Origin of the sequence: Pseudomonas sp. BSw22131 (genome assembly GCF_026810445.1) — a bacterium.
In the GTDB taxonomy this organism is placed as follows: Bacteria; Pseudomonadota; Gammaproteobacteria; order Pseudomonadales; family Pseudomonadaceae; genus Aquipseudomonas; species Aquipseudomonas huanghezhanensis.
Window position 1 is genome coordinate 5673409 of sequence record NZ_CP113949.1, and the last position, 23486, is coordinate 5696894.

Sequence of the window (23486 nt, forward strand, 5' to 3'; positions counted from 1 at the left end):
GACCACTCATGAGGGTAGGAACGGGTAACATAATAACGTCTCTCTCAAAAGTCGTCGCCCGCCCATGTCTAATACACCCTTGGCCAGTCGCCCACACGATCACTCTCACTGCGTGCATTCGGCCCTCACCGAAGCCGACACGCTGTGCGCAGGCAAAGGTCTGCGCCTGACCGCCCTGCGTCGACGCGTGCTTGAATTGGTTTGGCAAAGTCACAAACCGCTTGGCGCGTACGACATCCTTGCTGTACTGAGCGAGGAAGACGGCCGCCGCGCAGCCCCGCCCACGGTTTACCGTGCGCTGGATTTCCTGCTGGAGAACGGTCTCGTTCATCGCATTGCGTCCCTCAACGCCTTCGTGGGCTGCAATCACCCGACTCACGCGCATCAGGGCCAGTTTCTGATTTGCCGCGAATGCCATGCCGCTATCGAGTTGCAGCACCCTTTGATCAGCGAAGCCATTGTCAGCGCTGCAAAGGAAGTCGGTTTTGCCGTCGAAACCCAGACGGTTGAAATTGTCGGCGTCTGCACTGGCTGCAAGGCCGCCTGATGAGCGACGCGCTGATCCGCCTGAACGATATCGTGGTCTCCCGTGCCGGACAAAGCGTGCTGGAAAACATTCAGCTGAGCGTCAAACCAGGCGAGATCGTGACGCTGATCGGTCCCAACGGCGCTGGCAAGACAACCCTGGTAAGGGCGGTCCTTGGCTTGCTCAAGCCGGACTCAGGCAGCGTGTGGCGCAAACCGAGATTGCGTATCGGCTACATGCCGCAAAAGCTGCACATCGATGCCACGCTGCCGTTGTCGGTATTGCGGTTTCTGCGTCTGGTGCCAAGGGTGGACCGGGCGACCGCGCTTTCGGCGTTGACTGAAGTCGGCGCGCAGAAGGTCATCGACAGCCCGTTGCAGGGGATTTCCGGCGGCGAGATGCAGCGCGTTCTGCTGGCGCGCGCGTTGTTGCGCAAACCAGAATTGCTGGTGCTCGACGAGCCGGTGCAGGGCGTTGATGTAGCAGGTCAGGCCGAGCTGTACGCGCTGATCACGCAACTGCGTGACCGTCATCAATGCGGCGTGCTGATGGTCTCTCACGATTTGCACCTTGTGATGAGTACCACCGACCAAGTGGTGTGCCTCAACCGCCATGTCTGTTGTTCAGGCCACCCTGAGCAAGTGAGCAACGATCCTGCATTCGTCGAGCTGTTCGGCCAGAACGCCCCGAACCTTGCGATTTACCACCATAACCACGATCACGCCCACGATTTGCACGGTGAGGTCTGCGCCGCTGTGCCCGTCACAGCTGACCACAATCATCATCACCACGGAGATAGCTGCAAGCATGGCTGATTTTCTTCTGTACGCCTTGCTCGCAGGCCTGGCCTTGGCAGTAGTGGCAGGTCCATTGGGATCGTTCGTGGTCTGGCGGCGGATGGCCTATTTCGGTGACACGCTGTCTCATGCGGCGTTGCTTGGCGTTGCCATGGGCTTCTTGCTGGACATAAGCCCCGCGATAGCAGTGACAGTCGGCTGTCTGTTGCTGGCGATTCTGCTGGTCACGTTGCAGCAACGCCAACCGCTGGCGTCAGACACGCTGCTGGGGATTCTTGCCCCCAGCACATTGTCTCTGGGCCTTGTGGTGTTGAGCTTTATGCGTGATGTTCGCATCGACCTCATGGGCTACCTGTTTGGGGACTTGCTGGCGATCACTCCCACCGATCTGGCATGGATTCTGGGTGGCAGCGCCGCCGTGCTTGTACTGATCACCGCCCTGTGGCGCCCGTTGCTGGCGATCACGGTGCACGAAGAGCTTGCGACTGTTGAAGGCCTGCCCGTTGCAGCGCTGCGCATGACGCTCATGCTGCTGATCGCAGTGGTGATCGCCGTGGCCATGAAAATCGTCGGTGTGCTGCTGATTACTTCGCTGTTGATCATTCCTGCCGCTGCGGCACAACGTCACGCCCGTTCGCCTGAACAGATGGCCTTGGGCGCAAGCTTGATCGGGGTCGTTGCGGTGTGTGGCGGGCTGGCAATGTCATGGTTCAAAGACACCCCGGCAGGCCCGTCAATCGTGGTCTCGGCGGCCGCGATCTTCCTGCTGAGTTTCGTTTTGCCCAAGCGGTAGAACCTTGTGGTGGAAGAAGGGTCATACTCGGCAATAATAAATAGCGGCAATATGCAATGACGGTCTCCGGCGGTCATGCAGTGATCAGTTATTTTCGGTGCAAGGTACTTATGTGTAGACTTGCTCGTTTTTTGCGCAAATAGAGAATCGCAGGAATGAAGCCGTACGCATCCCGTTATCTGCTGCTTGCTGCATTTACCATCCTGTTGGCAGCCTGCCAGAGCAAGCCCGTCGAAGCGCCCGCTCAGGTTGCGCCGCCAGACGCTTATCAACAGCTGGAAAAAAATATCGCCAGCAGCGAATTAGCCACTGCCGAGGATCAACTCGCCGCCTTGCAGGCCAAAGCGTCCGACGATCCTCGTCTTGAGCAGTACCAGCGAGAGCTGGCCGAGGCGTATTTGAGTCGAAGCCAGATCGTGCTGCAGAAAGGCGACGTCAATGCCGCAGCCACCGCACTGAGCCGTGCCCGCGCCTTGATGCCCAAAGCGCCTGCTCTGACCAGTGGCGTCAACGGTGCCATCGCCAATGCCCGCAAAGCTGAGCTTGAGAAGGCCGAGGCCGAACTCAAGGCTGCCGAGGCAAAACGCATTGCCAAAGTCATTGATCCTTCTGCTGAAAGCACGACTATCGCGCTGAAGATCGGCGATATGAAGCAACTTCGTCGCCAACTGAACGATATCGCTGCCGACACCACAGCGTTCAACTGCGAAGTTGTGCTGCAGGTACCGCGTGTCGATGACTACCCGTGGTTAGCCAAGTTGCTGCATAAGCGCGTGGTGAAGATCAATCCGGATTTCGAACTGCAACTGCGTCGCCAGATTGAGAAGGACGAGCCTGCTCACATCATATTGAAGCCTGCGCAACTCTGATCTGAAGGCCAATAAAAAAGGCGCTGCCCGCAGGGGCAGCGCCTTTTTTTGACCTTTACTTCTACACGTTAAGCCGGAATCGCCTTAGCTTTTGGCTCGCGTGCCCACACCCGATGCTGCTTCATCGCATCGAAGAAGGCATTGAACGACTTGCTGTCCGACACCGCCAGCAGACCTGCGTCTTCCTCCAGACGCAGCAGGTCGATCAGCTCCTTCGCATCAGCACCAAACGAGATGGCTTTCAAGTGCTTGTAGGCTTCGAGCACGTAATGCAACGCCACACCGTCGCCACTCAACGCTTTGACAGACGCTGCGCCACCCGGGATGAACACCGCATCGAACGCAACCGATGGCAGACCTTCCTGCGAGGCATCCACCGCAAGCGTTTTACCGCCTGCAGTTTTGACCGGCGCGGAGGTTGGACCCAGCACCTTGGCGTGCGCGCCTTGGGCTTCAACAGCAGCCTTCATTGCTTCAACCGCTTTTTCGTCCACGCCGTCAGCAACCAGAATGGCCACTTTGCGCGAAGAAATGTCAGCGGGCAGCAGGTTCTCCTGGCTCAGCAGCGGAGATTTATCAACAGTGGTCTTGGCGGCTTTTCTGGTCGGTACAGTCGGGGCAGATGGCGCTGGCAGACCGAGGTTGGCCGCAACACGCTTGGCCAGCTCCAGATCGATATTCGCCAAAATCTCATTCACCTGACGCTCACGAATATATTCGCGCTCCACCTTGCCAAGCTCAAAGCTGTAAGCGGCGATGATGTGCTCTTTCTCGTGGTGGCTCATGCTGTTGAAAAACAGCGTGGCTTGCGAGAAATGGTCACCGAACGACTCGCTGCGCTCACGTACTTTGTGTGCTTCAACCCGCTCAGGGTAGGTTTCAAAACCACCATCGACCGGAGCTGATGGCGTTTCTTTCGGCCAGCCGCCGTCGATCGAATTCGGCTCGTAGGAAGCACGGCCTTTGTCGATAGTCATGCGGTGTTGCGCGTCACGCTGACCGCTGTGGTTCGGGGAGACCGGACGGTTGATCGGGATCTCGTGGAAGTTAGGCCCGCCCAGACGGCTGATCTGTGTATCGGTATACGAGAACAGACGTCCTTGCAGCAGAGGGTCATTCGAGAAATCGATGCCGGGTACAACGTGACCAGGGCAGAACGCTACTTGCTCAGTCTCGGCAAAGTAGTTGTCCGGATTACGGTTGAGCACCATCTTGCCCAGCGGCGTTACCGGCACCAGCTCTTCCGGGATGATTTTGGTCGGGTCGAGCAAGTCGAAGTCAAAATTATGCTCGTCTTCCTCAGCAACCAGCTGCACGCCCAGCTCCCATTCTGGGTAGTCACCCATCTCAATGGATTCCCAAAGATCGCGGCGGTGGAAATCCGTGTCTTTACCGGCAAGCTTCTGCGCTTCGTCCCACACCAGTGAGCAGGTGCCGAACTTGGGCTTCCAGTGGAATTTAGCGAACGTGGATTTCCCCTCGGCACTGATCAGGCGGAAGGTGTGGATACCAAAGCCCTGCATGCTGCGCAGGTTTTTTGGAATCGCACGGTCAGACATGGTCCAGAGCACCATGTGCGCCGATTCCGGCACTAGGGAGACAAAGTCCCAGAACGTGTCGTGAGCCGAACCACCGGTTGGAATCTCGTTATGCGGCTCAGGTTTTACAGCGTGCACAAAATCCGGAAACTTGATCGCATCCTGGATGAAAAAGACCGGCATGTTGTTGCCGACAAAATCGTAGTTACCTTCGTCGGTGTAAAACTTGACGGCGAATCCACGCACGTCACGCACGGTGTCGCCCGATCCACGTGAACCCTGAACGGTTGAGAAACGCACAAACACCGGGGTCTTCTTGCCCGGATCGCGCAGAAACTCGGCTTTGCTCAACGCACTGTGGTTTTCGTAAGTCTGAAAGTAGCCGTGGGCGCCCACACCGCGCGCATGGACGATGCGCTCCGGGATACGCTCATGGTCAAAGTGCGTGATTTTCTCACGCATGATGAAGTCTTCGAGCAACGACGGACCGCGCGCGCCGACCTTCAAAGTGTTCTGGTTATCAGAGACTTTCACACCTTGGTTGGTGCGCAGCGCCTGGCCAGTTGCATCAGAGCGAAACTGCTCGAGGCTGTCGAGCTTGGTGTTGGTGTTGCCACGGTCCAGTGTGTCAGCGCCTGCCATTTCACTGGTTTGACCGTCAGGGGTGTTAACAGGTTTCTTGGTAGCCATCAGACAAAACTCCTCGGTTCGGACGGCCCACATGTGTGAAACAAGAGTGGGCTCTGTAAGCAAAAATCTCCCGAACAGCGCACAGGGAAATCACAGTACGTATGTAATGACTGGGGAGAAAAACCTGCGTTCCGTGTTTTTTCCTACCTTCGGTCTACCTTTCAAAAAATGCTTACCGCCCACATCCTTATTACCGTTTGGAAGAGGACGCATGAAATAAATGCTAAGAACGCCGAGCCCAACCCCGGCGGGACAGGCTAAAATGCGCGCCCGGTTTATCCAGCCGAGGCGACAGTGTCCTAAAGTGGCTTCGCTCCAGCAGTCAGTGTGAATACGGTCCGCTGATTGATTTTTTACCGCGCCCCCACAAGGTTCGCCACGTGATCGAGTTTCATAACGTCCATAAAACCTATCGGGTCGCCGGCAGGGAAATCCCAGCCTTGCATCCCACCAGCCTGCGCGTCGAGAACGGCCAGGTGTTTGGCCTGATCGGTCATTCCGGTGCTGGAAAAAGCACACTGCTGCGGCTGATAAATCGTCTGGAAGCGCCCAGCGGCGGCAAGATCCTTGTCGACAACGAAGACGTCACAGCGCTCGACGCTGACGGCCTGCGTCGCTTCCGTCGTCAGGTCGGAATGATCTTTCAGCACTTCAACCTGCTGTCTTCGAAAACCGTGGCCGACAACGTCGCCATGCCGCTGACCCTGGCCGGTGATATGTCCACCGACCAGATCAATCAGCGAGTGGCAGAGTTGCTGGAACGTGTCGGCCTGTCCGACCACGCCAAAAAGTACCCCTCGCAGTTATCTGGTGGCCAGAAGCAGCGCGTTGGCATCGCACGGGCCCTGGCAACCAAGCCAAAAATTCTGTTGTGTGACGAGGCGACCAGTGCGCTCGACCCGCAAACCACGGCATCCGTATTGCTGTTACTCGCCGAGATCAATCGCGAACTGAAGCTGACCATTGTGTTGATCACCCACGAAATGGACGTGATCCGGCGTGTCTGCGATCAGGTGGCGGTCATGGACGCTGGCGTGATTGTGGAACAAGGCGCTGTGGCCGATGTGTTTCTGCATCCCAAGCACCCGACCACCAGACGCTTCGTGCAGGAAGACGAGCAGCTCGACGAAAACGAACAGCGCAACGACTTCGCTCACGTTCAAGGTCGCATCGTGCGTCTGACGTTCCAGGGTGAGGCGACCTACGCGCCGCTCCTCGGCACCGTAGCGCGTGAAACAGGCGTGGACTACAGCATCCTCGCCGGGCGTATCGATCGCATCAAAGACACGCCCTACGGACAACTGACGCTGGCCATCACCGGAGGCGACATGGACGCAGCGTTCGCGCGCTTCACGGCCGCCGATGTTCACATGGAGGTGCTGCGCTGATGGAGGCTCTCATCAATCTGTTTTCCAACGTGGACTGGTACGAGATCTGGCTCGCGACGGGCGACACGCTGATCATGCTGGGCGTGTCCCTTGCGTTCACCGTATTGCTGGGCCTGCCGCTGGGCGTGCTGATGTTCCTGACATCGCCGCGCCAATTGCTCGAGAACAAACCGCTGTATGCCACGGTTGGCCTGATCGTCAACATGCTGAGGGCGTTGCCGTTCATTATCCTGCTGATCGTGATGATGCCCCTGACCGAAGTCATCACCGGCACTTCGCTGGGTATCCTCGGTACGTTGCCGCCCCTGATCGCTGGCGCCACACCGTTTTTTGCCCGACTGGTCGAAACCGCACTGCGTGAAGTGGATCGAGGCATCATCGAAGCCATTCAGGCCATGGGTGCGACCACGCGGCAGATCATCGTCAAGGCGCTGCTTCCGGAGGCGCGTCCAGGCATTCTGGCGGCGATCACTGTCACCGCGATTGCGCTGGTGTCGTTTACCGCGATGGCCGGTGCGGTCGGCGCTGGCGGTCTGGGGGATCTGGCCATTCGCTACGGTTATCAGCGATTCCAGAACGATGTGATGTTCGTGACGGTCGTATTGCTGCTGGTGCTGGTGCAGATCCTGCAAACCGTCGGCGACAAGCTTGTCGCCCACTTCTCACACCGTTAACAGAATTGGCCGATTGCTGATCGGCAAATGCACGTTGTATTTCTGCAGCGTGCATTCCAGGAGTAAACGCATGAAAAAGCTTTTGGCTGCCTTCGCCGCCGTTGTTGCCCTGTCGGCCCACGCCGATGAAACACTGACCGTCGCGGCGACCGCTGTCCCGCAGGCCGAGATTCTTGAGTTCGTCAAACCGATGCTGGCCAAGGAAGGCGTGACGCTGAACGTCAAAGTCTTCAACGACTACATTCAGCCGAATGTGCAAGTCGATCAAAAGCGCATGGACGCCAACTTTTTCCAGCACCAGCCTTATCTTGATGAGTTCAACAAGGGCAAGGGGACGACGCTGGTCAGCGTGGCGAAGATTCACGTAGAACCCTTTGGCGCCTATTCCGACAAGCTAAAAAGCCTCGCCGAGCTGCCAGACGGCGCCACCGTCGCGATGCCTAACGATGCGACCAATGAAGGCCGGGCCTTCCTGCTGCTGGCAAAGGCCGGGCTGATAACACTCAAGGATCCAGGCAACATTCTGTCAACGCCGCGTGATGTTGATCAGAATCCGAAAAACCTGAAGTTCCGCGAACTGGAGGCCGCGACCCTGCCTCGCGTGCTGACACAGGTGGATCTGGCACTCATCAATACCAACTATGCGCTGTCAGCCAAGCTTGATCCGACCAAGGATGCACTGATCATCGAAGGCGCTGAATCGCCTTACGCGAACATCCTCGTCACCCGCGAAGACAACAAGGATGCCCCTGGGATCCAGAAACTGGTTGCCGCACTGCACAGTCCGGAAACCCGGCAGTTCATCATCGACAAGTACAAAGGCGCAGTCGTCCCCGCGTTTTGATGCAAGGCCTTAGGCAGAAGCAAAAACCAAGAACGCCGCAAACCTCGGGGCAGGGTCAAAATCCTGTCCCGTAAAGTCCGCTGCACGCTTCTCAATTTCTCTTGACCAGTTCTGGTAGCTGAACGACCAGCTTTTGGCTCTTGAATGGCGAGCGGATAAAGCCGCGCTGCGTGCCATCCGGGCCAAGAAGGGCGAGGTTGCCGCTGTGATCGACGGTGTAGTTGGGTTTGCTGATGTCTGCCGGGATGTACGGAATGCTCACGGCATTGGCGATTTTCTGAAGATCGGCTGCCGAAGAAGCTGTCAGTCCGATGAAAGACGGATCGAAGTAACCCAGATAGGTTTTCAGCTGCTGCGGCGTGTCGCGATTCGGGTCAACGCTGACCAAGACAATGCGTAACGCGTCAACGGTCTCTTTCGACAGCTCGCTTTTGATTTGACGCAACTGGGCGAGGGTGGTCGGGCAGATGTCCGGGCAGAAGGTGTATCCAAAGAACAGTAGCGTCCACTTGTCGTTCAGCTCATTCATTGCCACCGGCTGACCATCCTGGTCAATCATTTTGATGTCCGGCATCTCGCGGCTTTGTGGCAGCAGAATCACACCGGCGTCGATCAACGCAGTCTGATCCCCTTGGCCGTTACCCGACAGCACAAGATTGACCGCCAGGCCCAGGATCAGCGCGAAGATGGCCACAAAGATCAAAACGGTTTTCTGGGTTCGAGTCATAAACACTCAACATTAATTAGTGATCTACGAGCAAAGCGATAAACCACAGAACACGTCATCAATCGAAAATCTGAGTCCGTTGATCACCGCATGCGGCAGGGCATTACGGTACAGCACGACGGCCCGATGCAGAAACCTTGCCCGCAGCGCCATTGAACAGAGCAGATAAAGCACGCAGCTCATCTGGAAATCGCATTTTTGCGGTTTTTAATAGCCGGCGCACATAACCGTGAAGTTGTTATGACAATTGCGTCTTAGGCGAATCGGTGAACAGGCTAACGTATGACTTCCCCTATAATCACGGCCTGATTCATTGCCTTCAGGAGCGCTCATGAACACCGCCGCATTGCGCGAGCAGATCAAACGAGCACAGGAACACGAGGCTGCCACAGGTCAACTGTTGCGTCAGCTCGAGTCACAACTGCCCCATTTGCATCCGACCATCCACCTTCCTGATGTCGACGGAAGAGGCGTTTTGACGCGTTTTGTCAGCGCATACATCGATCAGGTGCCCGACCTGTTGGACGCCGCATATAACGTGGCACAAGAAGCGGGGATCGAGGATCAGATCAAGCCGGTGCTGAAGATTGCCGAGCAGTTTTTCCTTGCGCCGCCTGCGATCATGGCGGGGCACCACGGTCTCGAAAGTCTGCTTGACGAAGCGTACCTGGCGCATCGCCTGGTCGAAGAAGTTAATGACCTGTACATCATGCACCTAGGCCGGCCGCTGATTCAGTCCGACACCACCGTTGCGAGCGTGATCGCGCACAACCTGATTGGCGAGGTGTTCGCCAACCAGCTTGATGAAGCAGTGCATCACGCTGTAGACGAGTTGCTCAACGAGGAAAGCTTTTCACTGGAATCGGTGGAGGCCTACCGCGAGCGACTCAGCAGCCCGGACACAGAAGCGGCCTGGAAGCGCTGGCCAAGTCTTTCACGGCAGCTAGGCGTAGGCCTTGAAATGGAAAACAACATCGGCCTGTAGGGCCAACCTGTTGGCGAGGCTGCTAAGGGATCTTATCCATTCTCACGTCTCGCAAATGAATTCGCGCCGACAGCCGGGGCGGCAGCTGGGTCGAACCACTGCTGCCGCTGGCGCAGTTCATGCGCCATGTTCCGGCCGATCAATGCAACGCGGCCCCTCCGACTGTAGTGCGTAAACGCCCTTCTACACGACGCTTCAACAACCTCTGCTCGACGATCAAACGCGAGCCCTGCGTTGCGTTGGCGCGGCCCCATTCTTCGAGCAACTCAAGGCAGGAGTGGTCGATGTAGCTCAGGTTGCCCAGTGGCACATGCAGCGTTGTGCCGGGCGGCACGCTCGCCAATGCCTGAGTCAGCGCAGGCACTTTGAGAAAAGTCGCCGAGCCGTTGAGGCGCAGTTCCATCTCACCCTCTACAGACAAATCCACCAGGCTGATTTTCAGACGCGATGCGTTGAGTGCCAGTTTCACAAGCGTCAACGCGAAGCCCACCAGCACGCCTGTCAACAAGTCAGTCAGGATGATTGCGCTGGCCGTCGCGCCATAAATGAACATCGGCATCCGACCATATCGACCCAATCCGCGCAGCGCCTTGAGATCAACCAGTTTCAATCCGGTGTAGACCAGAACGCCCGCCAGACTTGCCACTGGAATGCTCTGCAGCACGCTGGACAAGAGCAATACGAACGCGAGCAGCCACACACCATGGAAAATCGCTGACATGCGGGTCTTGGCACCGGCCTGAACGTTGGCCGAACTGCGCACGATTACACCGGTCATGGGCAGCGCACCGAGCAGGCCGCAGAGCATGTTGCCGACACCTTGCGCGCTCAGCTCCTTGTCGAAGTCTGAGCGCTGACCATCGTGCATGCGGTCAACTGCTGCTGCCGACAGTAAGGTCTCAGCGCTGGCAATGAATGCCACCGCAATCGCAGCGATCAGGATGGCAGGGTCTGCCAGATTCAGCAGGTCGGCGGGCCGAAGCCAGTCGATCGCTTCAGCGAGGTTGTTTGGCACTTCAACTCGCTTGACCTGCAAGCTCATGAACAAGCTGACCGCAGTAGCAATCCCGACGCCCAACAAGGCACCGGGGACAAAGCGCAGTGCATGAGGACGACGTTTTTCCCACAGCCACATCACGGCAATCGTACCCAGACCCAGCAGTCCGGCCTGCATACCCGTACCGGGGCCAATGGCGTTAAGCAAGGTTTCCGGGAAACCGATCAGGTTGTCGAGCCCGGACGGCTTGGGTCCGCTGTCGAACATCACATGAACTTGCGACAACACAATCAACACGCCAATCCCGGCCAGCATCCCGTAGACCACCGCAGGCGCCGTGACACGGAACCAGCAACCCAGCTTGAAGCGCCCGGCCAACAGTTGCAGCAGCCCGGCCAACAGCAAGATCGGCCCCAGCATCGCCATACCGTGCTCGCGAACCAGCTCAAACACCAGCACGGCAAGGCCTGCGGCCGGGCCACTGACCTGCAACGGCGAACCCGCCAGCCAACCCACGACCAAGCCACCAATGATGCCGGTGATCAAGCCTTTGGCAGGGGGCATGCCCGATGCAATGGCAATACCCATACACAACGGCAGAGCGACCAGAAAGACTACGACGGAAGCCATCAGCTCTCGTGGTAGTCCTTGAGGGAAAAGGGACTTCAGATTTGTAGTAGCCATGACGACTCTCCGGCAATTTCTTCAGACGTGACAACGCCCGGCGGCGCGTTTATAACGCCACCGCAGCGAGCTTGAATGAGGATCGAACCGTCAGTGGTGTATCAGATTCACACGCCCGGCAACACGATATTCGTGGGGATGTCTCTAGAAACGAGACCTTGGCGTCGCCATCGGCGTCGGATGGTCGCCATCAAGCGGCAGGAAACAGTCTTTTTCGGCGTCGTATGCGCGAATCTCACTGCTCTCGATGTCGTAAACCCAGCCGTGGATAAACAGCTGACCGCTCGCCATTTTCGACGCCACTGAAGGGTGAGTACGCAAATGCTGCAACTGCGCGATGACGTTCTCTTCAGTGAGTACATGCATCGTTTCTTTCTCGCCTGCGCAATTGCAGTTGTCTTCAACCACCGTGCGAGCGACTTCAGCGTGGCGCAGCCAAGCTTTTACCGTGGGCATTTTTTCGAGGGTATGCGGATTGAGAACAGCCCGCATCGCGCCGCAATCGGAGTGACCACAAACGATGATGTGATGCACACCCAACGCCATGACCGCGTATTCGATGGCAGTGGAAACGCCACCGTTCATTGGGCCATATGGAGGAACGACGTTACCGACGTTGCGGGTGACGAAGAGGTCGCCAGGTGAGCTATGGGTGATGAGTTCCGGCGAGATACGAGAATCAGCACAGGTGATGAACATGGCACGCGGTTGCTGAGCGGTCGCGAGCTTTTTAAACAGTTCTTCCCGTTGAGGGAAGATGTTAGTGCGGAAATGCTTGAAGCCGTCGACAATCTGCCGAAGCGCTACTTCAGCGGTCTCGGCCGCGGGCAAACCATCTACCGGCGCAATCGAAGGCTGCTTATCAATGTCACTCATGTCTCGTCCTCTCTGACGGATAAATGTGGAATTTCCGTTAATGACTGAAGGATGACCCATGTCTCTCTTTCCGTGAACATGTCATCTGTCGCGCGACTGATCGCTTGTCTCAAGTCCACCATAACGGCCCAAACTTAATTGAAACTGAATGCATCGCTCTAGCTCGCGGGTTGTGGTTAAGAAAATCTTAATTCCAACCCGGACAACGGCGAGCGCGGGTCCATTTATATAAGCGTGCCTACACAGGATAAATCCGTCAAACGATAGAAATAGTCCCTGTTTACGGGGGGTATTACCAGCAGCGTACCTTTTGCGACCTGCGCTTAAAGCAAAGACATCTGTCTGCCGGGCGGGGAAAACGCATCGCAATCGAGCTTGAAGCTGTCGCGCTGATTAAGCCCCAATTTTCTCACCGCAATGCTAAAGCGCTGTGCCAGCAGATCTGCGAACACGCCCTCGCCACGCATCCGGCTACCGAAACGGCTGTCGTATACCTCGCCCCCGCGAGACTGCCGCACAAGGCTCATCACATGCTCCGCCCTTTGCGGATAATGCGCCTGCAACCACTCTTCGAAAAGTGGCGCCACTTCCAATGGCAGTCGCAACATCACGTAGCTGGCGGCCAAGGCTCCGGCGGCCTTGGCTTCAGCCAAGAGGCTCTCAAGCTCCATGTCGTTAATCATCGGAATCATCGGCGCGAGCAACACACCCACCGGAATACCTGCGTCTCTCATCACGCGAATCGCCCGAAGTCTGGCCTTGGGCGCTGCCGCACGCGGTTCGAGGATGCGTTTGAGCTCATCATCGAGCGAGGTCAGGCTGATAAACACCGAGACCAATTGCAACCTGGCCAGCTCTGCCAAGAGATCGAGATCGCGAAGAATCAACGACCCTTTGGTGATGATTGTCACGGGATGGCGATATCGCAGCAGCACTTCAAGCGTGGCGCGGGTGATCGTGTAGTCGCGTTCGATGGGTTGGTAGGGATCAGTATTGGCGCCCAACGTAACCGGCGCGACGGTATAGCCCGGTTTGGACAATTGCTGCTCAAGCAGCGCCGCCGCATTGGTCTTTGCAATCAGTTTGGTCTCAAAATCCAGCCCCGGCGACATCTCCCAATACGCATGGCTGGGTCGGGCATAACAATAAATGCAACCGTGCTCGCAGCCTCGGTACGGATTGATCGAGCGATCAAACGGGATGTCCGGGGAGGTATTGCGGGTGATGATGCTCTTGGCTGTCTCGACGGTGACTGTTGTGCCTTGCGTAATGGGCACTTCCTGATACCAGCCATCATCTTCGGCTACCGAACGATTGGGCGCGAATCGGTTGTGGGGATTGGCGGCCGTGCCTCGACCGCGAGGGGGAAGTGTGATTGACATAAACGCGACCTATGTACTGTTTATTCATACAGTACAGCGAAAAAACTTAACGTGCCATTCCCGTCTGTGGAACCCGACGCGGCCAGACAGGCGGCGGCAATCCATTCCTGCAAAAGCAGCAAAGCGCTATTCAGGAAGACTCCCGTCAGTGAGCCTTTTCAGAGAGCCGAAACACGAAGAAAAGACTTCACTCTTGCACTTAAATATCAGGTTGTTATTACTGGGCACCGAAATGTAAGGATTACATTTCTACTGACCTGAAACTGCAAGAATTAACCCAGCAACATTCGAAAAGGATTTCGAAAATGAAAAAAAACATCACATCAGCCACAGCGGCGGCTTCGCTGTTTGCGCTGGCATCATTGCCTATCAATGCAGCAACCATTGACTCCAGAAACAAACCGTTCAACGAGTATTCATGGATCACCACCCATAACTCCTACGAAAAAATCAATCAAAACCTCAAAGAAATGCCGCAGCAACTCAAAGACGGCGTACGCGGCTTCATGCTTGATCTTTACCCCAACACATCCAATCCTCGGCCAGAAGAACGCGTCAGGGTTTGCCATACAACTAATTTTTGCTACGGTCCATTGTCCGCACAGCTAAAAAATGAATTCCTTCCGTTCCTCAGGGCTAATCCGAAGGAAGTGGTCACTCTGTTTCTGGAAACTTATGTGTCGCGGGATGACCTGCAAACTGTCTTTAACACACTACCTGAACTGGCCGATGTTTCTTTTAACCCGGGCAACTTCGCCGCCGGACGCTGGCCCACCCTGAGCGAAATGGCAAACAATAATAACCGACTCATTATGATGACCGACAAGCGCGACATTGGCGGGGAGTATAAGGTCAATGGAAAAACCATCACCGTCCTGTTTGACCAGGATTGGATCGTGCAAAACCACTGGTCAACATTAGGGCTATTAGCTTCCAGTCTCGAAAAGCAACATAACTGGTCTTGCCCAACGCGCTGGGGCAACAAGCCTATCGCTATTCAATCGGCCACCAGTAAAAACTGGAAGCAGTGGAAACCACTCTTTCTGATGAATCAATTTCATCATGGGAGCTCCACGACCCTGGACTCGGCAGCCTACGACAACAACCTGACTTACCTCATGCGTCGCGTTGACAACTGCGGCGTCACCCCCAATTTCATCGGCGTTAACAACTACAAGAGTGGCGAGGCTGATCGCTACACCAATGCGCTGAACAATGGCGGCATCTATTTTTACGAGGATGTTAATGCCAACAAGGCTCAGGATGCGGTGTGCGTAATCCCTGCAACCCACGGCGTTGTTAATTTAAAAGCCAACGGTTGTGAAAATGACGAAGCCAAGTCGTTGACACTGTCCGGCGTTGCAAAAGGCACTCGCATCACACTATTCGACAGCCCAAGCGGCAATAAGCAAGACGATCACTTGATCATTGATGTAAAGCGAGACATCGGTATTCAGGAGCATGTGTTGCTGCCCAACTTTGAAAGTCATCACAACAATGAACACTACCAAGCCGTATACAATCGCAACAATGGTCTGAACGGCAAGCTCTCGCGTATAAACATCGGTGGGACACCCACTGGCTTCGCCGATTCCTCAGTCGCCTTTTATGAGGGAGGGAATGCAAGCCAGAACCTTGATTGCGTCATTCCGTTTGCACACGGATATAACTTAAAAATGAAAAATAACGCGTTCGGATGCTCTAACGACGAAATCCGGTCGGCGGTTATTGTAAAAGCAAAAGCAGGCAGTTCATTTACCCTGACGGGTCATCCGGATGGAGACTTCAACCAAGGTCGAACCGAGGTAAAAATTCTGAGAAATATTACCCTGCCTGTCACCATCCCCAGCTTCGACCGAAACTACAAAAGTGACACTGTGGAAGTGATCCATCACGGCAACGCCATCGACGGCAAAATCTCTTTTGGCTACATTGGCGGTAAACAATAAACTCAAGCAACACAGTCCGTCGGTAAACTAAGCGGGAGGGCGAAAATCCTCCCGCTTCACTGCTTCCAAGATCAAGCAAAGAACGTGCATTGATCAGGGAAGCCTAACATTTCAACTCGGATCAACTGGCTTTTTGAGCTTCGGGTTCGGGAAAAACTGCACCCCCTGAACCTTCGGATCTGCCGGTTTAGGCACTGCCTTGTTGACCCGGGTGCCCAGCTCTTTCGGGATCGATTGCCCTTGGGCATTGAGCGTGTCCGAATATCCGCAATGCACGCATTCGCGATGCGGGACGTCGTCTTCGTTCCACATCATCAGTTTGTCGGGCTCGCTGCACGCCGGGCATACAGCCCCGGCGATAAAGCGTTTCTTGGTCACTACCGCGGGTGTATCGGTCATGCTGCGGCGTCCTCACTCAAGCCTGAATGGCGCAAGAGTGCGTCAATTGAAGGCTCACGTCCGCGGAAGTCAACGAACAGCACCATCGGCGCTTGCGAACCGCCACGCGCCAGGATGGCTTCACGGAAAGCACGTCCGGTTTCTTCGTTGAGTACGCCATCTTCTTCAAACTTGGAGAACGCATCCGCCGACAGCACTTCTGCCCACTTGTAGCTGTAATAGCCCGCGGCATAACCACCTGCAAAAATGTGCGCAAAGCTGTTGGGGAAGCGGTTGTAGGCAGGTGGACGCATGACCGAAACTTCATCTCGCACGCCTTCAAGCACCTGCAGCGTCGTGCGGCCGTCGCCATGGGTGGCGTGCAGCTCGAAGTCGAACAGCGAAAACTCAATCTGGCGAATCATCATCAGACCGGACTGGAAGTTCTTCGCAGCGAGCATTTTTTCCAGCAGGTCCTGAGGCAGTGGTTCGCCGCTCTCGTAGTGACCGGAAATCAGCGCCAAGCCTTCAGGCTCCCAGCACCAGTTTTCCATGAACTGGCTTGGCAACTCGACCGCGTCCCAAGCAACACCGTTAATGCCCGATGCGCCCGCGTGTTCTACGCGAGTCAGCAGGTGGTGCAGGCCGTGACCGAATTCGTGGAACAGAGTGGTGACCTCATCATGGGTCAGCAGCGCGGGTTTGCCGCTGTCTGCCGGGGTGAAGTTGCAGACCAGATTGGCCACCGGGCTTTGCAGCACGCCATCCAGGGTGCGACGACGGTCACGAGCGCCATCCATCCACGCACCGCCACGCTTATTGGCGCGGGCATATAGATCGAAGAAGAAGCGGCCCACGTGCTGACCGTTCTCTTTGATTTCGAACAGGCGCACGTCCGGATGCCAGGTGTCGAAGCCTTTCTGCTCGGCGATTTCAATGCCGTACAGTTTTTGCACGATGGCGAACAGGCCGCCCAGCACCTTGTCGATCGGGAAGTAGGCGCGCAGTGTTTCCTGAGACACGCTGTAGCGCTGCTCGCGCAGCTTTTCGCCGTAAAACCCGCTGTCCCAGCTCTGCAAATCAGGGCAACCCTGTTCGGCAGCGTAGGCTTTCAGCTGCTCAAGGTCCTGAGCCGCGAACGGTTTACTGCGCTTGGCCAGATCGCGCAGGAAGCTGAGCACCTGATCACTGGATTCAGCCATCTTGGTGGCCAGACTCAACTCGGAGAAGCTTGCAAAACCCAACAAGCTGGCCAGTTCCTGACGCAGGTCGAGAATCTGTTCCATCACCGGGCCGTTGTCATTCTTACCGGCATTCGGGCCTTGGTCCGACGCACGGGTGCAATACGCCGCGTAGACTTCTTGGCGCAGTGCGCGGTCTTCGGCGTAGGTCATTACCGCGTAATAGCTTGGGAACTCCAGCGTGATGAGGTAGCCGTCGAGGTCTTTGGCCTGAGCCGCAGCGGCCATTTGAGCTTTGGCCGAGTCAGTCAGGCCGAGGAGGGTGGCTTCGTCAGTAACAAGCTTGGTCCACGCTTGCGTCGCATCAAGCAATTGATTGGAGAACTGGCTGCCCAGCTCCGACAGCTTGCTCTGCACTTGGGCATAACGCTTTTGCTGCTCGGGCGGCAAGTCGATCCCCGACAAGCGGAAGTCACGCAGCGATTGCTCAAGGATGGTTTTCTGCGCGACATCGAAGCCAGCCGCCTCAGGGCTGTTGGCCAATGCTTCGAAGGCCTGGAACAGCTCACGGTTCTGGCCCATTTCGGTGGAGTAAGCGCTCAAAGCAGGCAGGCACGACTCGTACGCCTCACGCAGTTCTGCACTGTTGCGCACAGCATTCAGATGGCTGACCGGGCTCCAGGCTGCGCCAAGGCGGTCGTTAAGCTCATCCATCGCCAACACCAGGCCGGCCCATGTAGGCTGCGAACCTTGTTTGACGAGCAACTCGACAATCGCAGCGCGGTTGTCGGCAAGAATCTGGTCAATGGCGGGTTTTACGTGCTCGGCGCGGATCGCCGAGAAAGGTGGCAGGTCGTAGGATTGCAACAGAGGGTTGTTCGCGCTCACGGTTTGGCACCTTGGCAAAAAGAAACACCCGAGCATCTTAATTACAATCGGCGCTGACCGCAGCTATCTCACGAAGATGGCATTGCTATCAGCCTCAAAGAAGGAGCCTATGAGTGGCAATTCGAACGTTCAACGGCCATACGCCGCTTTTGGGTGAGCGGGCATTTGTCGACCACTCGGCGGTGGTCATCGGCGATGTAGAACTGGGCGTCGACAGCTCAGTCTGGCCGCTGACAGTGATTCGCGGCGACATGCACCGCATCCGCATCGGCGCACGTACCAGCGTTCAGGACGGTAGCGTGTTGCACATCACCCATGCCGGTCCTTTTAATCCCGACGGCTTTCCGTGCCTGATCGGCGACGAAGTGACCATTGGTCATAAAGTGATGTTGCACGGCTGCACAGTCGGTAACCGGATCCTCATCGGCATGGGCAGCACGATCATGGACGGCGCAGTCATTGAGGACGAAGTGATCATCGGCGCCGGCAGTCTGGTGCCGCCTGGCAAACGTCTGGAGAGCGGTTTTTTGTATGTAGGCCGTCCGGTGAAGCAGATACGTCCGCTGACCGAAAAAGAAATCGCGTTCTTCCCTTACAGCGCCAGCAATTACGTGAAGCTCAAAGACCAGCATTTGGTCGAAGGCTTTGACCAGCCCTGCTGAGAACGCGCCTTCTCTTGTGCAGGAGCGAATTCATTCGCAAAGCAATATGTCAGGCCGTACAGGTGTGTTGACTGTCATGGCCTCTCGCGCATGAATTCGCTCCTACAGGTCACCTACCGAGGAACCCCATGCACTACCAAAACATCCTGTTCGACCTGGACGGCACGCTGACCGACCCACGCGAAGGCATCACCCGCTCTATTCAGTTCGCATTGAGCAAACTGGGCATCGAGGAACCCGATATCACGGCGTTGGAGCACTTTATCGGCCCGCCACTGTTGCAACAGTTCATGCGTTCTTACAACTTCGACGAAGCGAAAGCGTGGGAAGCGGTGGGCTTCTACCGCGAGCGTTTCAAGGTCACCGGGCTGTACGAAAACCTGGTATTTGATGGTGTATTTGAACTGCTGGAAACCCTGTCGGATCAGGGCCGCAACTTGTTTATCGCGACCTCAAAGCCGTGGGTCTTTGCTCAGGAGATTGCCCGGCATTTTGACTTCGCACGTCACTTCAAACTGATCTACGGCAGCGAGCTGGACGGCACCCGCACCGACAAGGTCGAGCTGATTCGCCACGTGCTGGATGAGGAAGAACTCGACCCGCAGCAGACGCTGATGATCGGCGACCGAAAGCATGATTTGATTGGCGGCAAGCGCAATGGGCTGGACGTAGCGGCGGTGGGCTATGGTTTTGGCAGTCGTGAAGAGCTGACAGCCGAGGCACCGACGTACCACTTCGATACCCTGAAAGAGCTGCATGAGGCATTCCTCAAAACCTCATGACACTGCAACCTTTGTAGGGGCGAGCTTGCCCGCAATGGCGTCATTCCTGACAACGCGATGTCGACTGACGCACTGCTATCGCGGGCAAGCGCGCTCCTACGCGTGTCAGCGTCAGGCCCGAGCCATCAACTGCTCCAACGCCGCCTTGCGTTCATCCTTGGGCAGCCCGCCCAGCTTTTCGACCGCCTGATAAAACGCCATCCAATCACCGCCCACCTGCTTGAACAGCGCGGCAAACGCTGGCACCCACTGGTCATAAAGACCAAACGGCAGCAGCCGCGCGTTGTTCATCGGGGCGTTGATCCACGCGTCATATCGCGTGTCGCCAGCCCATTGCGTATCGCGCATCTGCCGATAATCGGCGCGCAATCGCGCGAACTCCCCAACCTTGCGCTCGCGCATTAACTCAGGGGAAAGCGGTTGCGCATACAGCAGTTTCAGGCGGTCGCGCGCATCGAGCACCAACTGCGTGAATTGATCCCGGCGCTGCGATTCCGAGAGAGTCTGCGGAGGCAAACCTCGCGCGGCCCTCCACTGACGAGTACCTTCCTGCTCGACAAAGTTGGCGTAGGACTCATTGAATTCGCTGTCGTCCTTTACGTAGAACCGCTGATGCGCCAGCTCATGAAAAATCAGCGTCATCAGCCGCTCGCTGCCCCAATTCATCATCGAACTGATGATGGGATCGTTGAACCACCCCAGTGTGGAGTAGGCCTCGACGCCGCTGACGTAAACGTCTTTGCCGTCGAGCTTTTGCAGCGCCGCTTCGCCACGAGCCGCGCCTTGGTTGTAGTAACCGCGATAGGCCACGCAGCCAGCGATGGGGAAGCAATGGGTGACGGGGTCCAGAGAAAACTCGCCAGTGGCAAACACGTTCCACACTACATACGGACGGCCAATGTCGGCGTAAAGCCGGTAGCTCTGATTGTCAGGCAAATGCAGGTGTTCGCTGGCAAAGTCCCGTGCCTTCTGCGCCTGCGTCAAACGTTCGCGCAATGCGGGATCGCGACCCGAATCGGCAATGACGTCGGCAACAGGCTCACGCGCGTGGAGCAACTGCAACTGACCCTGCGCCAACTGGCTGTAATACGACACGCTGGAGCAGCCGCCAAGCAACATGAGCACGGCCGGCAAGAGGAAGCCCGGCAAGCCAGCCTGCCAACGGGAAAGATTGAATGAATTCATGCAGCGGCCTTAAAGTCGAAAGCGTTGAGGTCCTGAATGCCTAGCGTTATGCCGGACGCACGGACATCAACGCAACTCCCATCGCCGCCTGATCACAACGGAGCCTTTAATGCGCCCGCTTCCCTTAATCGTTGCACTTGGATTGCTTGGCGGTTGTGCAAGCCCACTGCCACCGGTAGATCCGCAACAGGCCTGGATTGACCTGCACACCTTCACCGGCAAACTGGTGATGGCCGACAAGCTGGACGGCAAGCGGACCGAAGACGGTCGGTACTTTCAGGTAACCCCTGGAAGGCACGAGCTGCAAGTGCGCTACGACTACGAATACGCGGCAGGCGGGCTTGGGTTGTCGATGGACATCTACAACGAAACTACCTGCTACGTGACTGTCCGTTACGACAACTTCGAAGCTGGCCGTCGCTATCGACTCGAAGTCCGCGACATCGCCAACAGTATCGACGCAGAGCTCAAAGATGAGCAGCGCAAGGTGCTGGCTGAAGAAAGCGACGTGTTTTGTATGCCTTGGTAATGCCTGGGCTCAACGACCATTGTTCTGGTAGATGACCTTCTTCGTCCCGTTTTCGCACGTCCCGACGACCATGTTCTGATCTTGTACTTCGTCGTTCCGGACGATCTCCAGCGTGTAGGAACTCACGTTCTGCGCCTGGATTTTTGCTTCGATCTCGGTCTTCAGCTCTTCACAGGGCTTGGGCGCTGCAAAGACATTGCCGCAGAGTGCTGTGGCGATAAGGGCTAACGCGATGCGGTTCATGATCGACTCCTTGAATGCCGCACAATGGTCGGCGGCTTAGATACGACACCCGGCGCAATGGGCAGTTCTGGCCTTGCTGAAACGAAAGCGACCCGCACGGCGTTGAAGCCGGGCGGGTCGTCTTGGTCCAGCGCTATGGGCGATTAGCTCAGCAGCGTTGCGTCCAGAGTGATTTTTGCGTTCAGCACCTTGGATACCGGGCAGCCTTCTTTGGCCATGGCGGTCAGTTTGTCGAACTGCTCCTGAGTTGCTCCGGGCACTTTGGCCTTCAGGGTCAGGTGGACGGCAGTGATTGCGAAGCCGCCTTCGACTTCATCCAGAGTGACATCAGCGGTGGTGTCGATGCTGTCGGCTTTCAGGTTTTCGCCACCGAGGATCATGGACAGTGCCATGGAGAAACAGCCTGCGTGGGCAGCGCCGATCAATTCTTCAGGGTTGGTGCCTTTGCCGCCTTCAAAGCGAGCCTTGAAGCCGTACGGTGCTTCGCGCAGTACGCCAGTTTCAGTAGAGATGCTGCCGATACCGGTTTTGAGGTCACCTTCCCAATGGGCGGATGCTTTCTTGACGATGCTCATAATGTCTCCTGATGAAGGGCGTGCGAGAGATCGCACAGGAACAAGGAATCTGAGGATAGACGCTCGGGCAAAGTTCAACGGCAATAAAAATCCGATTATCACGCGCTGGGTATATCCGACAGAAATAGTAGGAAATTTCACCTCAGCCATTGAAACCTCGTCACATGGCCTTATCCTATAGCCTTAACGCAAATATTTAGGCTTAAGGCCGGCGAGCTCACTGCTTCACGTTGATTTGAGCCCGCCGCAAGCCCAAGAGGATATCAGTGACCTATGAAACGACTAGCCGATGTAAAGATTTCCGTGCTCGATCTGGTGCCGGTTCGTGAGGACAAAGGCCCGGCCGACTCGCTGCGCAAGTCTCTGGACCTTGCCCAGCACGCCGAGAAATGGGGCTACAACCGTTTCTGGGTCGCCGAGCACCACAACATGGACGGCATCGCCAGCTCCGCCACCTCGGTGTTGCTGGCCTATCTGGCAGGCGGCACTTCAACGATACGCGTCGGATCTGGTGGCGTGATGCTGCCTAACCATGCGCCTCTGGTGATTGCAGAACAGTTCGGCACTCTCGCCAGCTTGTATCCCGGCCGTATCGACCTCGGCCTGGGCCGTGCGCCGGGATCTGATCAGATGACCGCTCGCGCACTGCGGCGTGAGCGCTCCGGCAGTGCTGATGACTTCCCTGATGACGTTGCCGAGCTGATGGCCTACCTCGGCCCGCGCCAGCCTCATCAGCGGGTGGTTGCCGTGCCAGGCACTGACACCAATGTTCCGGTCTGGTTGCTGGGTTCGAGTCTTTTCAGTGCACAACTGGCTGGCGAACGTGGCCTGCCCTATGCATTTGCATCGCACTTTGCCCCGCGCTTCATGCACGAGGCGATTCGCGTTTACCGCAATCATTTCAAACCTTCCGCAACGCTGGACAAGCCCTACGTTATGTTGGGCGTGCCATTGTCTGCCGCCGACACCGATGAACGCGCGGACTATCTGGTGACGTCTGTGTACCAGCGGATCCTTGCGCTGATGCGCGGGCAGACACTGATGCAGCGCCCCCCGGTTGAGTCCATGAACGGATTGTGGCTGCCCCACGAGCGCGAAGCGGTGATGGACTTCCTGGGCCTTGCGATGGTGGGCGGTCCCGAGAAAATTCGCGCGCGGCTGGAAGTGCTGCTTGAGCAGACTGACGCCGATGAGCTGATTTTCACCTGCGATATGTATGAGCACGCAGACCGGTTGCGCTCTTACGAAATTCTCGCCCAGGTTGCGAAAGGCTAAGACTGCAGGAAGCGCAGGCGCTCACAGCTTTTTCATGGCTCATAAAAAACCGACGCAAACGCGTCGGTT

General features: G+C 56.6%; 23 protein-coding genes. 13 read left to right on the forward strand and 10 right to left on the reverse strand.

Annotated features, from left to right (window positions below; translation table 11 throughout):
* Window positions 1–64 precede the first annotated feature (64 nt).
* The 4 genes from OYW20_RS25655 (at window position 65) to OYW20_RS25670 (ending at window position 2985) form a co-directional block, all read left to right on the forward strand.
* On the forward strand, window positions 65–547 hold the full coding sequence (locus OYW20_RS25655; protein WP_268798649.1) for a Fur family transcriptional regulator: 483 nt from the start codon (window positions 65–67) through the stop codon (window positions 545–547).
* On the forward strand, window positions 547–1341 hold the full coding sequence (gene znuC, locus OYW20_RS25660; RefSeq protein ID WP_268798650.1) for a zinc ABC transporter ATP-binding protein ZnuC: 795 nt from the start codon (window positions 547–549) through the stop codon (window positions 1339–1341). The genes OYW20_RS25655 and znuC overlap by 1 nt, the downstream gene beginning before the upstream one ends.
* On the forward strand, window positions 1334–2116 hold the full coding sequence (gene znuB / locus OYW20_RS25665) for a zinc ABC transporter permease subunit ZnuB (protein ID WP_268798651.1): 783 nt from the start codon (window positions 1334–1336) through the stop codon (window positions 2114–2116). Before znuC ends, znuB begins: the two co-directional genes overlap by 8 nt.
* Before the next feature lie 155 nt (window positions 2117–2271).
* Complete coding sequence (locus tag OYW20_RS25670) at window positions 2272–2985, forward strand: PA5502 family lipoprotein (RefSeq protein ID WP_268798652.1); 714 nt, start codon at window positions 2272–2274, stop codon at window positions 2983–2985.
* Between the two features lie 68 nt (window positions 2986–3053).
* Here OYW20_RS25670 and katE read toward each other — a convergent pair whose 3' ends face one another.
* Window positions 3054–5213: a catalase HPII gene (katE, locus tag OYW20_RS25675; protein ID WP_268798653.1), complete on the reverse strand. Its 2160-nt coding sequence runs from the start codon at window positions 5211–5213 to the stop codon at window positions 3054–3056.
* Between the two features lie 380 nt (window positions 5214–5593).
* Between katE and OYW20_RS25680 the strand changes: the two genes are divergently transcribed.
* From OYW20_RS25680 to OYW20_RS25690, 3 genes are all read left to right on the forward strand, one after another.
* On the forward strand, window positions 5594–6601 hold the full coding sequence (locus OYW20_RS25680) for a methionine ABC transporter ATP-binding protein (protein ID WP_268798654.1): 1008 nt from the start codon (window positions 5594–5596) through the stop codon (window positions 6599–6601).
* On the forward strand, window positions 6601–7275 hold the full coding sequence (locus OYW20_RS25685; protein ID WP_268798655.1) for a methionine ABC transporter permease: 675 nt from the start codon (window positions 6601–6603) through the stop codon (window positions 7273–7275). The genes OYW20_RS25680 and OYW20_RS25685 overlap by 1 nt, the downstream gene beginning before the upstream one ends.
* Window positions 7276–7345: 70 nt before the next feature.
* The gene (locus OYW20_RS25690; RefSeq protein ID WP_268798656.1) at window positions 7346–8119 is read left to right on the forward strand and encodes a MetQ/NlpA family ABC transporter substrate-binding protein; all 774 of its coding nucleotides are present in this window, start codon (window positions 7346–7348) and stop codon (window positions 8117–8119) included.
* Between the two features lie 91 nt (window positions 8120–8210).
* Here OYW20_RS25690 and OYW20_RS25695 read toward each other — a convergent pair whose 3' ends face one another.
* Window positions 8211–8846: an SCO family protein gene (locus OYW20_RS25695; RefSeq protein WP_268798657.1), complete on the reverse strand. Its 636-nt coding sequence runs from the start codon at window positions 8844–8846 to the stop codon at window positions 8211–8213.
* 331 nt (window positions 8847–9177) lie between these two features.
* Here OYW20_RS25695 and OYW20_RS25700 point away from each other — a divergent pair, with 331 nt between their 5' ends.
* Window positions 9178–9831 carry a hypothetical protein gene (locus OYW20_RS25700; RefSeq protein ID WP_268798658.1) on the forward strand — a complete coding sequence of 218 codons (654 nt, stop codon included), beginning with the start codon at window positions 9178–9180 and terminating at the stop codon, window positions 9829–9831.
* Between the two features lie 139 nt (window positions 9832–9970).
* On the opposite strand, the gene OYW20_RS25705 is transcribed toward OYW20_RS25700, so the two are convergent.
* The 3 genes from OYW20_RS25705 to OYW20_RS25715 form a co-directional block, all read right to left on the reverse strand.
* Window positions 9971–11512 carry a SulP family inorganic anion transporter gene (locus OYW20_RS25705; RefSeq protein ID WP_268798659.1) on the reverse strand — a complete coding sequence of 514 codons (1542 nt, stop codon included), beginning with the start codon at window positions 11510–11512 and terminating at the stop codon, window positions 9971–9973.
* 144 nt (window positions 11513–11656) lie between these two features.
* The gene (locus OYW20_RS25710; protein ID WP_268798660.1) at window positions 11657–12388 is read right to left on the reverse strand and encodes a carbonic anhydrase; all 732 of its coding nucleotides are present in this window, start codon (window positions 12386–12388) and stop codon (window positions 11657–11659) included.
* 323 nt (window positions 12389–12711) lie between these two features.
* Entirely contained in the window at window positions 12712–13770 is a 1059-nt protein-coding gene (locus tag OYW20_RS25715; RefSeq protein ID WP_268798661.1) for a PA0069 family radical SAM protein, read from the reverse strand.
* A gap of 305 nt (window positions 13771–14075) precedes the next feature.
* Here OYW20_RS25715 and OYW20_RS25720 point away from each other — a divergent pair, with 305 nt between their 5' ends.
* Window positions 14076–15719: a PI-PLC domain-containing protein gene (locus OYW20_RS25720; RefSeq protein ID WP_268798662.1), complete on the forward strand. Its 1644-nt coding sequence runs from the start codon at window positions 14076–14078 to the stop codon at window positions 15717–15719.
* Window positions 15720–15830: 111 nt separating this feature from the next.
* On the opposite strand, the gene OYW20_RS25725 is transcribed toward OYW20_RS25720, so the two are convergent.
* Window positions 15831–16118 (reverse strand): YheV family putative zinc ribbon protein, encoded by a 288-nt coding sequence (locus tag OYW20_RS25725; protein WP_268798663.1) that lies wholly within the window; start codon window positions 16116–16118, stop codon window positions 15831–15833.
* A complete protein-coding gene (prlC, locus tag OYW20_RS25730) occupies window positions 16115–18166 on the reverse strand; it encodes an oligopeptidase A (RefSeq protein WP_268798664.1) in 2052 nt (683 codons plus the stop codon). Before prlC ends, OYW20_RS25725 begins: the two co-directional genes overlap by 4 nt.
* A 113-nt stretch (window positions 18167–18279) precedes the next feature.
* On the opposite strand from prlC, the gene OYW20_RS25735 reads away from it, so the two are divergent.
* Window positions 18280–18828, forward strand: coding sequence for a gamma carbonic anhydrase family protein (locus OYW20_RS25735; RefSeq protein ID WP_268798665.1), 549 nt, complete (start codon window positions 18280–18282; stop codon window positions 18826–18828).
* A 128-nt stretch (window positions 18829–18956) separates the two neighbouring features.
* On the forward strand, window positions 18957–19610 hold the full coding sequence (locus tag OYW20_RS25740) for an HAD family hydrolase (protein WP_268798666.1): 654 nt from the start codon (window positions 18957–18959) through the stop codon (window positions 19608–19610).
* A 111-nt stretch (window positions 19611–19721) separates the two neighbouring features.
* On the opposite strand, the gene OYW20_RS25745 is transcribed toward OYW20_RS25740, so the two are convergent.
* Window positions 19722–20795, reverse strand: coding sequence for an aminopeptidase (locus tag OYW20_RS25745; protein ID WP_268798667.1), 1074 nt, complete (start codon window positions 20793–20795; stop codon window positions 19722–19724).
* Window positions 20796–20904: 109 nt separating this feature from the next.
* On the opposite strand from OYW20_RS25745, the gene OYW20_RS25750 reads away from it, so the two are divergent.
* Complete coding sequence (locus OYW20_RS25750) at window positions 20905–21324, forward strand: PA0061/PA0062 family lipoprotein (RefSeq protein WP_268798668.1); 420 nt, start codon at window positions 20905–20907, stop codon at window positions 21322–21324.
* A gap of 9 nt (window positions 21325–21333) precedes the next feature.
* Here OYW20_RS25750 and OYW20_RS25755 read toward each other — a convergent pair whose 3' ends face one another.
* A complete protein-coding gene (locus OYW20_RS25755) occupies window positions 21334–21567 on the reverse strand; it encodes a DUF1161 domain-containing protein (protein WP_268798669.1) in 234 nt (77 codons plus the stop codon).
* 143 nt (window positions 21568–21710) lie between these two features.
* Window positions 21711–22142, reverse strand: coding sequence for an OsmC family protein (locus OYW20_RS25760; protein ID WP_268798670.1), 432 nt, complete (start codon window positions 22140–22142; stop codon window positions 21711–21713).
* A gap of 273 nt (window positions 22143–22415) precedes the next feature.
* Between OYW20_RS25760 and OYW20_RS25765 the strand changes: the two genes are divergently transcribed.
* Window positions 22416–23417: an LLM class flavin-dependent oxidoreductase gene (locus OYW20_RS25765; protein ID WP_268798671.1), complete on the forward strand. Its 1002-nt coding sequence runs from the start codon at window positions 22416–22418 to the stop codon at window positions 23415–23417.
* Window positions 23418–23486: the final 69 nt, after the last annotated feature.

What these genes read in the sequence shown, in the direction of transcription:
- OYW20_RS25695 (WP_268798657.1), bottom strand. Translation starts at nt 8,846, where the DNA reads ATGACTCGAACCCAGAAAACCGTTTTGATCTTTGTGGCCATCTTCGCG.
- znuC (WP_268798650.1), top strand. Translation starts at nt 547, where the DNA reads ATGAGCGACGCGCTGATCCGCCTGAACGATATCGTGGTCTCCCGTGCC.
- OYW20_RS25685 (WP_268798655.1), top strand. Translation starts at nt 6,601, where the DNA reads ATGGAGGCTCTCATCAATCTGTTTTCCAACGTGGACTGGTACGAGATC.
- OYW20_RS25670 (WP_268798652.1), top strand. Translation starts at nt 2,272, where the DNA reads ATGAAGCCGTACGCATCCCGTTATCTGCTGCTTGCTGCATTTACCATC.
- OYW20_RS25760 (WP_268798670.1), bottom strand. Translation starts at nt 22,142, where the DNA reads ATGAGCATCGTCAAGAAAGCATCCGCCCATTGGGAAGGTGACCTCAAA.
- OYW20_RS25705 (WP_268798659.1), bottom strand. Translation starts at nt 11,512, where the DNA reads ATGGCTACTACAAATCTGAAGTCCCTTTTCCCTCAAGGACTACCACGA.
- OYW20_RS25710 (WP_268798660.1), bottom strand. Translation starts at nt 12,388, where the DNA reads ATGAGTGACATTGATAAGCAGCCTTCGATTGCGCCGGTAGATGGTTTG.
- OYW20_RS25725 (WP_268798663.1), bottom strand. Translation starts at nt 16,118, where the DNA reads ATGACCGATACACCCGCGGTAGTGACCAAGAAACGCTTTATCGCCGGG.
- OYW20_RS25690 (WP_268798656.1), top strand. Translation starts at nt 7,346, where the DNA reads ATGAAAAAGCTTTTGGCTGCCTTCGCCGCCGTTGTTGCCCTGTCGGCC.
- OYW20_RS25745 (WP_268798667.1), bottom strand. Translation starts at nt 20,795, where the DNA reads ATGAATTCATTCAATCTTTCCCGTTGGCAGGCTGGCTTGCCGGGCTTC.
- OYW20_RS25740 (WP_268798666.1), top strand. Translation starts at nt 18,957, where the DNA reads ATGCACTACCAAAACATCCTGTTCGACCTGGACGGCACGCTGACCGAC.
- OYW20_RS25755 (WP_268798669.1), bottom strand. Translation starts at nt 21,567, where the DNA reads ATGAACCGCATCGCGTTAGCCCTTATCGCCACAGCACTCTGCGGCAAT.
- OYW20_RS25715 (WP_268798661.1), bottom strand. Translation starts at nt 13,770, where the DNA reads ATGTCAATCACACTTCCCCCTCGCGGTCGAGGCACGGCCGCCAATCCC.
- OYW20_RS25765 (WP_268798671.1), top strand. Translation starts at nt 22,416, where the DNA reads ATGAAACGACTAGCCGATGTAAAGATTTCCGTGCTCGATCTGGTGCCG.
- OYW20_RS25720 (WP_268798662.1), top strand. Translation starts at nt 14,076, where the DNA reads ATGAAAAAAAACATCACATCAGCCACAGCGGCGGCTTCGCTGTTTGCG.
- OYW20_RS25700 (WP_268798658.1), top strand. Translation starts at nt 9,178, where the DNA reads ATGAACACCGCCGCATTGCGCGAGCAGATCAAACGAGCACAGGAACAC.
- OYW20_RS25655 (WP_268798649.1), top strand. Translation starts at nt 65, where the DNA reads ATGTCTAATACACCCTTGGCCAGTCGCCCACACGATCACTCTCACTGC.
- katE (WP_268798653.1), bottom strand. Translation starts at nt 5,213, where the DNA reads ATGGCTACCAAGAAACCTGTTAACACCCCTGACGGTCAAACCAGTGAA.
- znuB (WP_268798651.1), top strand. Translation starts at nt 1,334, where the DNA reads ATGGCTGATTTTCTTCTGTACGCCTTGCTCGCAGGCCTGGCCTTGGCA.
- OYW20_RS25750 (WP_268798668.1), top strand. Translation starts at nt 20,905, where the DNA reads ATGCGCCCGCTTCCCTTAATCGTTGCACTTGGATTGCTTGGCGGTTGT.